This window comes from Shewanella livingstonensis, from assembly GCF_003855395.1.
GTDB lineage: Bacteria > Pseudomonadota > Gammaproteobacteria > Enterobacterales > Shewanellaceae > Shewanella > Shewanella livingstonensis.
In genome coordinates, this window is sequence record NZ_CP034015.1 from 863,461 (window position 1) to 876,045 (window position 12,585).

Here is a 12,585-nt window from a genome sequence, read left to right on the forward strand (position 1 = left end):
ATTGTTATTTTATTTTTATCTTTATTGATGTAAAAAGACTAAATGATGTTTAGATAGACATCTCTACTGAAATATAACCATCGTTTAGCGTTGTTGCTTAAAAATAAATAGTGGTTTTGTCGCCCGCTGGGGTTCGTCGGCAGAACTAGCGATTGAGCCGCGGACAAATGTCATGCTCAGTATGTTAAATGCTGTGTACATGTTTACTTTTATGGTTAATGTAAATCAATTATCATTGGTGTCAGCGCGAAAGCCCATTGAGTCATTCGCACACCCAGCATTGTCCGTAATGAATGCTTAATTACGATATAATTATCTTAAATATAAGCCGGTTACCCCTGAAACCATTGAGTCGTAGGTTTTACTTTGTCATCAGAAAATTCAGTTAGCTTTATCCCTCATAGTTGGTTTGGGCATTTGTATCAGCGTGACGTAAATGCGATCAAATTGACGCAAGAGGGTATGACTTTTATGCCTAGCCAAGGCCGATTTTTAGCAAGATTTCGGCATACCAATAAACAGCTTATTATTGGGCAATTATCATGGCTGAAATTAGATCATCCGCCACTATTTAGTGCCAGTTTACTCGGTAACTTACTGAGTTTTAGGGCTGCTGGTGCTCATTATCAAATTCCATTTTTAAGTTATTTGGCTAAATCTCATTTTAAGCAACAGATCGAAATACTCTGGGCTTTATCTCATCAAAAATCGCTGTGCGATTTGATATTACGAGTTGAAAAAGCCATATCAAGCCGGTATTTACGCCAGTCATTAGTAGACAAAATGCGCGCTAGAATTGAACGTGAGTACTTTCGCTGGTTCCCTTGGAGTGAAGGGGTCGAGTTACCCGCCAATATACGTACCGCATTAATTCAACTATACGGTTTTTACCACTGGAATAAAGTGGATATAGATCGCCTACGTGAAGGTTATATTCAATCGCAGTTACTCGCATTTGCAGATTTTTTTGACCATGTGGAGTCACAGCCATTAACCGATAAGCAGCGCCGAGCATGTATTATCGATGATGATAATAATTTACTGCTCGCGGGGGCTGGCACGGGGAAAACCAGTGTAATGGTAGGTCGTGCAGGCTATTTACTAAATAGTGGCCAAGCTCAAGCTAATGACATTCTATTACTGGCTTATGGCAAAAAAGCCGCTAAAGAAATGGATCTGCGAATTAAACACAAACTGGGCAGTGATGATATTAAGGCCAGTACTTTTCACAGTTTAGGCCTGAAAATTATTGCCGATGTTGAAGGTGTAAAACCAAGCTTATCAGCGTGGGTAAATGATGAACCCGCCAAAGACAAATGGGTGCACGATAGATTAGAAGCTTTGATTGAAAATGAGGCTTATCGTAAACAACTTTTCGACTATTTTAGCCGTTATTATTACGTTGAAAAAAGCCCATTCGAATTTTCAACACAAGGTGAGTATTTTGAATATTTAAATGATAACGACATTCGCTCATTGAAAGGTGAAAGGGTCAAAAGTTTTGGTGAGTTGCACATCGCCAATTGGCTGTTTACCAATGGCATAGAGTATCAATATGAAGCTAAGTATGAATTTGATGTCAGCACGGTTGATTTTCGCCAGTACCAAGCTGATTTTTATCTACCTGAATATGAGGTTTATATTGAATATTATGGCATTGATGAAGCCAATAATACGGCTCCTTATATCGATCAAGTTGCCTATTTAGCATCAATGGAATGGAAACGGCAGTTACATCATCAGCGCCAAACCAACTGCATCGAATTATTTTATTATCAGCACAAGAAAAATCAGTTAATTAATAAGCTTGAGCAAGCTTTAACGGTATTTAAAGTTAACTACTCACCTTTACCCGATGACGCGATATTGGCCACTCTTTATGAGCTTGGGCGAGTGACTGAGCTGGCAAGACTGTTTAGTCAGCTCATTGGCTTATACAAAGCAGCTTGTATTGACGAGGCCAGGCTGGAAAGGGTATTTTCCAATGCTGCTGATGCGGCCCAAACGCGTAAAGCATTTGAATTACTCCAACCCATTTTACAGCAGTACCAACAGTATTTATCTGCTCACGGTGATATCGACTTTGAGGACATGATAGCCAAAGCGCTCGCATACCTGCAAAATGGTCAATATGTCAGCCCATGGCGATATATCATGGTCGATGAGTTTCAAGATATTTCAGAACCCAGAGCACGTTTAGTGCGAGCCTTGCGAGATTCGCGCAAGAAAAAAGGTAACAGCGATACTTCATTATTTTGTGTCGGCGACGATTGGCAGGCTATTTATCGCTTTAGTGGTGCGGATGTCCGTTTAACAACTCAATTTAAACGCTATTTTGGTCATGCCAGCGAAACGCATTTGGATCTTACTTTTAGATTTAATAACCGTATCGGTGAAGTGGCTAGCGCTTTTGTGAGTAAAAATCCGCATCAACTCAACAAAGATATTCATTCATTGGTACAAGTTGCCAAGCCTGCAGTATCAATACTTCGTCGTGGCACCAATGAGGGCGCAACTAAAGATGAGCCGAGTAACAACGCATTAGAGCAAGCCTTAAATGCTCTGTCCGTCCGCGTTACTCAAGCTGTTGATAAGCTTAAAGCTAAACCGACAGTATTCTTACTGGCACGTTTCTGGTTTCAGTTGCCAGATAAAGACATGTTGCGTCAGTTAACGGCTAAATACCCGATGTTCGTGATTGAGTGTTTATCGTTTCATGCTTCAAAAGGTAAAGAGGCCGACTATGTGGTGATTATGGGGATGACCCAAGGTATACATGGATTTCCGTCGAAAAAAATAACGCCACCTTTACTGGATGCGTTTTTACCTAAAGCTGAAAATTTTGAGTTTGCAGAGGAACGGCGTTTATTCTATGTCGCGCTAACCCGTGCAAGGCACCGAGTTTACGTTATCGCCGATATGACCAATGTGAGCCCATTTATTGTGGAACTGATCCAACAAGATTATGCCGTTGAACAACGAGAATTTAGTACGTCTTTAGTGCAATCCTTGTTCGAACAAATTAACTGTGTCCAATGTACCACTGGGATATTAAAACCACGAGTGGGCAAGTTCACATCATTCTTTTCTTGCTCACACTTTCCATTATGCGATCACAAAGAAGCAGGCTGTGACGAATGCGGCAGTCCGATGACACGCAAACGTTTTATCGGTTTCAAGGTCTGCCTCAATGACAGTTGTGGCCATATGGCGCCGATATGTAACGTCTGTGGCGGTGATATGAGCCTAAGAGAAAGTGCTAGAGGGGCTTTTTGGGGCTGCAAAAATTATCGGGGTAACAATGTACTTAGCTGTAGCAATACCATTGATAAAGCCAAAATCTCTCCACAACAGGTGCCGTAGTCAATAGACATGAATGACCGTTTCCTACTTGTATTTAACACTTGCTGATAAGTGGTGTTACGAGTGTAACTGATAAAACAAAACGGGCTTATCATTGCTGATAAGCCCGTTTCATTACAATCACTTAGACGTTAAGTCTTAGTTCATGCCGTATTTCTTTAACTTTTTACGTAAAGTACCACGGTTGATACCTAACATATTAGCCGCGCGTGTTTGGTTGCCACGAGTGTGTTGCATGATGATGTCTAGTAAAGGTGCTTCAACTTCGCACAATACCATTTCATATACTTCAGAAGCTTCCTGACCGTCTAACTGAGAGAAGAAGTTAGTTACGGCACGTTTAACTGCGTCACGTAATAACTGCGGCTTGATAGTGCCGTTTGCTGTTTCGATTTTGCCTACGGTAAGCTGGTGAACTTCTGTGTTAGTTGTCTGATCAAACATTCTATTCTGCTCTTTATTAAATTCTAAACTAATTCATCAAAATAACATTCTACGAGGGAATGTTGCTGGGCAGCGGTTTCAAGCCGATTGAAGTCAGCACGAAATTGGCGCTGTTCCTCATGGTTTAGGTACCACCCGACATGCTTTCTAGCAAATCGGACACCTTTATATTCGCCATATAAGTCATAAAGTTTATTAAGGTGTTCAAGCATCACAGTGCGTTGCTCTTCTGCCTTAATTGGCGCTAACTTTTTACCTGTTTCCAGGTAATATAGGATTTCTTTAAAAATCCAGGGCCTTCCTTGTGCACCTCTTCCTATCATCAGGGCGTCGACGCCAGTGTAGTCAAGTACAAACTTGGCTTTCTCTGGTGTGTCGATGTCCCCGTTGGCGACAACAGGAATTGAGACAGTTTGTTTAATTGCTTTGATGGTGTCGTACTCGGCAAAGCCTTTGTACATACATTGTCTGGTTCGGCCGTGAACGGCGAGCGAGGCAATACCACAATCTTCAGCAATTTGGGCTATTTCAACACCATTACGATGTTCAGGCTCCCAACCTGTACGGATCTTTAACGTTACCGGCACATCTACTGCAGCAACCACAGCTTGTAAAATCTCTTTTACTAAACTGGGACTTTGCATTAACGCTGAGCCAGCAAACTTTTTATTCACTTTCTTTGCAGGACAACCCATATTGATATCAATGATGTGCGCACCTTGTTCAACGTTGAACTTAGCGGCATTAGCCATTAACTCAGGATCTGCACCTGCTATTTGTACGGAGCGTATACCTTCTTCACCAGAATGCATCATGCGCTGGCGGCTTTTATCACTGTCCCAAACATCGGGATTGGATGAAAGCATTTCTGATACGGCTAAAGCTGCGCCATAGCGTAAACAGAGATTTCGGAAGGCCTGATCGGTGACACCTGCCATTGGTGCCACAATCAGCTGATTAGACAGTTGATACGGGCCAATTTGCATTACGGACTTCACCTTGCTCTCCAAAGGGGCGCTATAGTAGCCCTTTTTGACGGCTGTGAAAAGGTCAATAAATGACCTAAATGCAACTTTTTTGCTTGACTTTTATTAGCCGTCACATCTTTGACTAATAAATGGCATTTTTTGGTTGTTTTTGAGCACTGGTGCGAGTTGCAGAGAGACTTTTTCCTGTATGCAAGTGTCAATAAATGATGTTAATGACCTGTAAACAAGCATTGACGCACTTAATTATCAACTAATTGAGTGCGTTTTTTGGGTGTGAATTGATTACTTACGTATGCCTGTTAAGCGGCTCCAGTCTTCTTTATTACATACGGGATCCATAATGAACCATTGGCTGTAGAAGTCTGACACTTCCTGTGCTTGCTCTTGTAATAAACCCGATAAGGCTAGTTTGCCACCGACACGCACTTTTTCAGCAATCAGTGGTGCCAGCTCTTTTAATGGGCCTGCAAGTATATTGGCAACTAACACATCTGCTTGTAGGTTGGCAGGTTGATCTTCTGGTAAATATAGCGCCAGTTGGTCGACGACGTCATTACGTTCTGCGTTGGCTTTTGAGGCGTCAATCGCTTGATAATCAATATCAACACCAGTGACTTTCTTAGCTCCGAGTTTAATGGCTGCAATGGCTAAAATACCTGAACCACAACCAAAGTCGATAACTTCTTGGTTTGATAAATCAAGGCTGTCTAACCATTCTAGACATAACGCTGTAGTAGGGTGGGTGCCGGTACCAAACGCTAAACCAGGATCGAGAATGACGTTAACGGCTTCAGGATCTGGGATTTTACGCCAGCTAGGACATATCCATAAGCGATCACCAAATTGGATAGGGTGGAAGCTGTCCATCCATTCGCGTATCCAGTCTTTATCTTCTACTTGTTCAATTTTATGCTCAAAATCTTTACCTAAAAAAGGCATAGATTCTAAAAATTCGATTGTTGGCGTTAAATCGGTACCTGCATCAAATAATGCAATCATTACAGTATCTTGCCACAGCGGAGTTTCTCCTAGCTTTGGTTCAAAAATAGGTTCGTCTTTACCATCTTCGTAAGTGATACAAAGAGAGCCTTGATCCATTAATAAGTCGCCAAGCATTTCGGCATTATCGCGATGAGTGTTAATTCGTAATTGGATCCAAGCCATGGAGTTTTCCTAACTGTGGTAAAAGTAATATCAAATTGGCGCTTATTATACCCAAGTTATTTTAAGATGCTCGTGTCGGTGACAGTTTATTGGTTTTTAGCTCGAAGAAGATGGCCACTTTATCCTTAACTTTATGTGACTAAACAAATATATTAAGTTGTTATTGGCGCTGTGGTGATGAGATGACTTGATTAAAATGAGACTATCGAGAGACTCGCTCAAAAGATTAACTGCAGATACAAAAGATTGCTTATTTATGTTGGAAAATAGCTTCATTGTAGAAGCGGGTGATAACAAGCGATAGCAAGAGGTTAAATAGACCGCTGTGCTAATGGTAAAAACGAAAGATTTCGATACATAGGTGTTTTTATATTAGTGTAACGTACTAGCAGAGAAGGTCGCTCGCTTATCTCCTTGGTGAGCCCCTTGCTAAAGCCTTGGTTTACTACTTCAAAAAGAGTGATGTTAATATAAAAAATGCCGCTAAATTAGCGGCATTTTTACAACGATTACGATTAAGTAAATAACTACTTAGCGCGTTTCATTGCGGTAAAGAATTCTTCGTTAGTTTTGGTCATAGCCAACTTATCGATTAAGAATTCCATTGCAGAAACTTCATCCATTGGATGGAGGATTTTGCGCAAAATCCACATTTTCTGAAGTTCTTCAGCTGTGGTCAACTTTTCTTCACGACGTGTACCAGAACGGTTGAAGTCAATCGCTGGGAACACACGTTTTTCTGCCGCTTTACGAGAAAGGTGTAACTCTTGGTTACCAGTACCTTTGAACTCTTCGTAAATCACTTCATCCATTTTCGAACCGGTATCAACAAGTGCAGTAGCGATAATGGTTAAGCTGCCACCGTGTTCGATGTTACGTGCTGCACCGAAGAAACGCTTTGGACGGTGTAGTGCGTTAGCATCAACACCACCGGTAAGAACTTTACCCGATGATGGAATAACGGTGTTGTATGCACGGGCTAGACGAGTAATAGAATCTAATAAAATCACTACGTCTTTTTTGTGTTCAACTAAACGTTTGGCTTTTTCAATTACCATTTCAGCAACTTGAACGTGACGGCTTGCTGGCTCATCAAAAGTAGAAGCTATCACTTCACCTTTAACCATGCGCTGCATTTCGGTCACTTCCTCTGGGCGTTCGTCAATCAGTAATACCATTAACACCACATCTGGGTTGTTGTAAGTAATACTTTGAGCAATGCTTTGAAGTAATAATGTTTTACCGGCTTTTGGCGGTGCAACAATCAAACCACGTTGACCTTTACCAATAGGAGAGCAAAGATCAAGAATACGCGAGGTAATATCTTCTGTTGAACCATTACCACGTTCCATGCGAAGACGTTCTTCAGCATGAAGTGGAGTTAAGTTTTCAAATAAGATTTTGTTACGAGAGCTTTCTGGTTTATCAAAGTTAACTTCACTGACTTTCAACAGAGCAAAGTATCTTTCGCCTTCTTTTGGCGGTCTGATTTTACCAAAAATACTGTCACCAGTACGCATGTTAAAACGACGAATTTGGCTTGGTGAAACATAAATATCGTCAGGACCCGCAAGGTATGAGCCATCTGAACTTCTTAAAAATCCAAATCCATCTTGGAGGATTTCTAATACACCGCCACCGAAGATGTCTTCTCCGCTTTTTGCGTGAGCTTTCAAAATAGAGAAGATGATATCTTGTTTACGGGTACGAGCCATATTTTCCAGATTCATGCTTTCAGCAAGAGAAACTAGATCTGAAATTGGCGTGTCTTTTAATTCTGTTAAATTCATGTATGGGAGTCTTGTTTTGCGCGACGAAGCTTACCGCAATCAATCAGTAAGGTTGAAAAGATATTTTATGATTGAATAAGCGAGAAGAGGTTAATTGAAAAAATCTGATGAATAAATTAGCACTATATACGGTGGGCGTCCAGAAATTTAGCGTAAATAAAATCTAAAAACGGCACAAATTGTTCAAAACTTGTGCCGATTAACATTTCTAGGCTATTTCAGCTTAGATTTTAGCATCAATAAATTCTTTAAGTTGCGTCTTTGAAAGAGCGCCCACTTTGGTTGCCACTAATTCGCCACCTTTGAACATTAACAATGTTGGTATGCCACGCACGCCGTATTTAGCAGGTGAAACGTTATTTTGGTCAACGTTTAGTTTTGCTACGGTAAGTTTGCCTGCATACTCTTCAGCAACATCGTTTAGGATTGGGGCAATCATTTTACAAGGCCCACACCACTCAGCCCAAAAGTCGACTAATACTGGTGTTTCAGACTTTAATACGTCGTTTTCAAAGCTGTCATCGCTAAGGTATACAATTTTATCGCTCATGTAGTTCTCCAGATTTGGTTCCATTGCTAGTTTATTAATGGCTTACCATGTATATTGGGTCAGTTAAATAGCTTTTCAAGAGACCGTTTTAGTAATGTAGCTATTTCAAACGATCGAATCTTTTTTTGCAACCCCTACAGGTATGCTTGTGCTATGAGCCAAACACATTTATCGACCCAGAAATTCGCCGACTTCCCGTTAAAGCCCGAAGTATTAGCGGCATTAAACGAGAACGGCTTTGAGTTTTGCACGCCAATACAGGCGTTATCATTACCCATTTTAATTAATGCAAAAGATATTGCCGGACAAGCCCAAACCGGTACAGGTAAAACCATGGCCTTTTTAGTGGCCACGTTTAACCACTTATTAACCGTTGCTGCACCAGAGGGTCGCAAAGCAACTGAACCTCGCGCTATTATTATGGCGCCAACACGTGAGTTAGCAATCCAAATTGCTAAAGATGCTAAATTATTAGCAGCACACACAGGGTTAAAAGTCGGTATTGTTTACGGCGGCGAAAGCTATGAAACTCAACGTGCTGTATTAGATCAAGGCGTTGATATCTTAATTGGTACCACCGGACGTATTATTGATTACGTCCGCCAAGGTGTCATTAGTTTAAGCCATATTCAAGCCGTAGTGCTTGATGAAGCTGATCGTATGTTTGATCTTGGTTTTATTAAAGACATTCGCTTTTTATTCCGCAGAATGCCTGATGCCAAGTCACGCTTGAACATGCTGTTTTCTGCTACGCTTTCAATGAAAGTGCAGGAATTAGCTTATGATCATATGAACGACCCTGAAAAAGTTGAAATCGAACCGTTAGAAAAAACCTCTAAAAATATTAAAGAGGAAATTTTTTATCCGTCGATGGAAGATAAGATGCGTTTATTACTGAGCTTAATCGAAGAAGATTGGCCAGAAAAAGCGATTGTGTTTTCGAACACCAAACACAGCTGTGAAAAGTTGTGGTCTTATTTAGAGGGTGACGGACATCGAGTGGGGTTGTTAACCGGCGATGTACCACAAAAGAAGCGTATTCGTATTCTTGAGCAATTTACCTCAGGTGACATAGATATTTTAGTGGCAACAGATGTGGCTGCGCGTGGATTACATATTTCTGATGTATCACACGTATATAACTATGATTTACCAGATGATTGTGAAGATTATGTTCATCGTATTGGCCGTACTGGTCGCGTGGGACAAAAAGGTGTTTCAGTCAGCTTTGCTTGCGAAGAATATGCACTGAATTTACCTGAAATTGAAACTTATATTAATCATTCAATTCCTGTTTCTAACTATGACCGTGATGCACTATTAGATGATATTCCGCCTCCGGCACGTATCCATCGTAAGCCTCCAACATCTCGTACTCGTGATGGTGGAGCTAAAGGTGCGCATCGTAGTGGTGGTAATACTTCGCGTCCGCCACGTCATAGGACCCGTAGACCATAGTAAATGTCATTGCTAACTGTATCTCAACCCTATGCAGCGATAACGTTAGGTTCTAACAGTTTTAATATGTTAGTGGCTAATTCGGTGGGTAATAAACCGATTGTTATCGCTAAATATAAACGTAAAGTTCGCCTTGCCGAAGGTATAGGTGATGATGGTATGTTGTCTGAAAATGTCATGCTGCGTGGTTTAGAATGTTTAGCCATGTTTGCTGACATGCTAATGCAACATCATATTGCTAGCGAGAATGTTGCTGTGTTTGCTACAGCAACCTTGCGTGTTATTGGTAATGCCGATGAATTTCATCAACGCGCGATGCCTATTTTACAGCATCAAATTGAGGTGATTTCGGGCTTACGTGAAGCTGAGCTTATTTATCAAGGCATGGTTGCCACGACTAAAGGTGAGGGACGCCGCTTGGTCATTGATATTGGCGGCGCGAGTACTGAGTTTATTATTGGTGATGGCAGTAACGTGCTGTTTAAAACCAGTCTGCCAATGGGCTGTATACTATTTAATCAACGATTTTTTAGTCAAACACCGCTACAAAGCATCGATTTTGAACAAGCAATAGACTACGTTAATACTATTTTGGCGCAATATCGTCCACAATTGTTGGACTTAGGCTGGCAAAGTGCAGTGGGGGCTTCTGGTGCTGTTCAATCAGTAGTGTCAGTGTTACAACACCGACAATGTTCAGAAGTGATTACTGTTAATATTTTGCATGCCTTTAGATTTGAAATATTATCGCAAGCCGATGCTAGACTTAGTGGTATTAAAGGCTTAAATGCTGAACAAGCACCTACTTTTGCTGCCGGTGTAGCGATATTAATTGCGTTATTTGAGAGTTTATCGATTAGCAGTTTACATCTTGCTGGTGGCGCATTACGCGAAGGCGTATTGCAATTGCTAGCTGATAGAATAGCTGTCGCCGCACAAAAAACATCAATGTAATAGTAGACATAATATCAATAAAAATAGGTCGCCATGGCGACCTATTTTATTGTTCAGCAAATATTATATGCCTACTTTACAATGTTAACTAAATCGGCTTCCAGTGTTGCCTGAGGACGTTCAACAATACGACCTAGTTCATTGCCTTGCTGCATAACGATAAAGGTGGGAATTCGGCTAAATGCATATTTTGCTGCCAAACCTTCAGGATCTTGCTTACTGCGGTCGACGCCAATGTATTCTACCTCAATATTAGGATTAGCTGTCGCTTCGATAATCCGCATAAAATGCGGAGTTTCGCGATGGCAATCTGGACACCAAGTACCAATAATTACCACTATTTTAGTCGGCTCTTTAATGGCTTTTAACACAGCGATAGCTTGCGCATCTACTTGATAGTTAGTAAATCCCTCAGCATAGCCTGGTAATTCAGTTGCCAATGTTTGTGATTGGATCACACCAGTTAAAATCACTTCTTGTTTCTCCTCGCTGCATGTAGCAATAAAGCCTTGTTGATCTTTTTCAAATGCGCAGCCTGCGTTTGCAGATACGGTCATCGGTAGCATTTGGGTACTGAAAAAGAGCGCGGTAGTGGCCAATAATGTTCTAACGTTATTGTGCATGATAATGTCTCGCTTAAGAAGAGAATACTGTACTTGAGTGTATTCAAGCATGCTTAAACAGTGCTGTTAAGAGACTATGAGCTATGATGTAGAGCTGATCACGATAATGAGGTGTATGTGACTTGTCCCACGAGGTAATCGAATTAAAACCGACGCAAAGTAGGCAGTGTTAAATTAAAAAAGCCAACCCACAATGGATTGGCTGAATAAATTATTATCCTACAATGCTTACTTATTTTGCTCTTTTAACCACTGAGCAGCACGTTTAGCAAAGTACGTTAGAATACCGTCTGCGCCAGCCCGTTTAAAGCAAAGTAGTGACTCCATTACAATAGCCTTTTCTGCTAACCAACCATTTTGAATGGCAGCCATATGCATGGCGTACTCACCACTGACTTGATAAGCAAATGTTGGTACTGCTAGTTCTGTTTTAACGCGGTGCACTATATCTAAATAAGGCATACCGGGCTTAACCATCACCATGTCGGCACCTTCCTGGATATCTAACGCCAATTCATGTAGTGCTTCGTCGCTGTTAGCGGGATCCATTTGGTAGCTGTGTTTGTTGCCGCCTTTTAAATTACTAGCCGATCCGACTGCATCGCGAAAAGGACCGTAATAACTTGATGAATATTTAGCGGAGTAAGCCATGATTTGAGTATTTACAAAGCCATTTTCTTCAAGGGCTTGGCGGATTGCGCCTATACGACCGTCCATCATGTCTGATGGTGCGACAATATCAGCCCCTGCTGCAGCATGTGATAGCGCTTGTTTAACTAAAATCTCTGTGGTGATGTCATTCATGATATAGCCAGTATCATCGATAATACCGTCTTGGCCATGAGTGGTGTAAGGATCTAATGCAACATCAGTCATGATACCAAGTTGTGGAAATGCCTGCTTTAATTCACGGACTGCACGTTGTACTAATCCATCAGGATTGTAAGACTCTTCTGCAAGTAAACTTTTTTTATCTGCTGGAGTAACAGGAAATAATGCAATAAGCGGAATGCCAAGTTCAACAAGTTCAGCGGCTTCTTTTAATAATAGGTCAACCGAGAAACGCTCAATCCCTGGCATTGAAGCAATTTTTTCTGAGCGTTGAAAACCTTCTAATACAAACATCGGATAGATGAGGTCGTTGACTGTTAAGGTATTTTCAGACATTAAACGACGGCTAAATTCATGTTTACGCATGCGGCGCATTCTGCGCTGTGGAAAGGCACTGGTAATAATATTCAATTTCGACT

10 protein-coding genes are annotated in these 12,585 nt (G+C 41.2%); 3 read left to right on the forward strand and 7 right to left on the reverse strand.

Annotated elements, in window-relative coordinates; all coding sequences use genetic code 11:
- The first annotated feature begins 366 nt into the window (after positions 1 to 366).
- Positions 367 to 3,363, forward strand: a complete 2,997-nt coding sequence (locus EGC82_RS03800) for a UvrD-helicase domain-containing protein (protein ID WP_124729573.1) — start codon at positions 367 to 369, stop codon at positions 3,361 to 3,363.
- Positions 3,364 to 3,501: 138 nt separating this feature from the next.
- Here EGC82_RS03800 and fis read toward each other — a convergent pair whose 3' ends face one another.
- The 5 genes from fis to trxA all read right to left on the reverse strand — a co-directional run bounded on the left by fis (position 3,502) and on the right by trxA (position 8,300).
- Positions 3,502 to 3,807: a DNA-binding transcriptional regulator Fis gene (gene fis / locus EGC82_RS03805; protein ID WP_011635942.1), complete on the reverse strand. Its 306-nt coding sequence runs from the start codon at positions 3,805 to 3,807 to the stop codon at positions 3,502 to 3,504.
- 23 nt (positions 3,808 to 3,830) lie between these two features.
- A complete protein-coding gene (gene dusB / locus EGC82_RS03810; RefSeq protein ID WP_124729574.1) occupies positions 3,831 to 4,793 on the reverse strand; it encodes a tRNA dihydrouridine synthase DusB in 963 nt (320 codons plus the stop codon).
- 285 nt (positions 4,794 to 5,078) lie between these two features.
- Entirely contained in the window at positions 5,079 to 5,960 is an 882-nt protein-coding gene (prmA, locus tag EGC82_RS03815) for a 50S ribosomal protein L11 methyltransferase (protein ID WP_124729575.1), read from the reverse strand.
- Positions 5,961 to 6,487: 527 nt separating this feature from the next.
- Positions 6,488 to 7,750: a transcription termination factor Rho gene (gene rho, locus EGC82_RS03820; RefSeq protein WP_124729576.1), complete on the reverse strand. Its 1,263-nt coding sequence runs from the start codon at positions 7,748 to 7,750 to the stop codon at positions 6,488 to 6,490.
- 223 nt (positions 7,751 to 7,973) lie between these two features.
- Complete coding sequence (gene trxA, locus EGC82_RS03825) at positions 7,974 to 8,300, reverse strand: thioredoxin TrxA (protein ID WP_011635949.1); 327 nt, start codon at positions 8,298 to 8,300, stop codon at positions 7,974 to 7,976.
- 153 nt (positions 8,301 to 8,453) lie between these two features.
- Between trxA and rhlB the strand changes: the two genes are divergently transcribed.
- The gene (rhlB, locus tag EGC82_RS03830; RefSeq protein ID WP_124729577.1) at positions 8,454 to 9,758 is read left to right on the forward strand and encodes an ATP-dependent RNA helicase RhlB; all 1,305 of its coding nucleotides are present in this window, start codon (positions 8,454 to 8,456) and stop codon (positions 9,756 to 9,758) included.
- Between the two features lie 3 nt (positions 9,759 to 9,761).
- Complete coding sequence (locus tag EGC82_RS03835) at positions 9,762 to 10,712, forward strand: Ppx/GppA phosphatase family protein (RefSeq protein WP_124729578.1); 951 nt, start codon at positions 9,762 to 9,764, stop codon at positions 10,710 to 10,712.
- A 71-nt stretch (positions 10,713 to 10,783) separates the two neighbouring features.
- Here the strand turns inward: EGC82_RS03835 and EGC82_RS03840 are convergent, their stop codons facing one another.
- Both EGC82_RS03840 and hemB read right to left on the reverse strand, forming a co-directional pair.
- Positions 10,784 to 11,335: a thioredoxin family protein gene (locus EGC82_RS03840; RefSeq protein WP_124729579.1), complete on the reverse strand. Its 552-nt coding sequence runs from the start codon at positions 11,333 to 11,335 to the stop codon at positions 10,784 to 10,786.
- A gap of 228 nt (positions 11,336 to 11,563) precedes the next feature.
- Complete coding sequence (gene hemB, locus EGC82_RS03845) at positions 11,564 to 12,577, reverse strand: porphobilinogen synthase (protein ID WP_124729580.1); 1,014 nt, start codon at positions 12,575 to 12,577, stop codon at positions 11,564 to 11,566.
- Between the last annotated feature and the right edge of the window lie 8 nt (positions 12,578 to 12,585).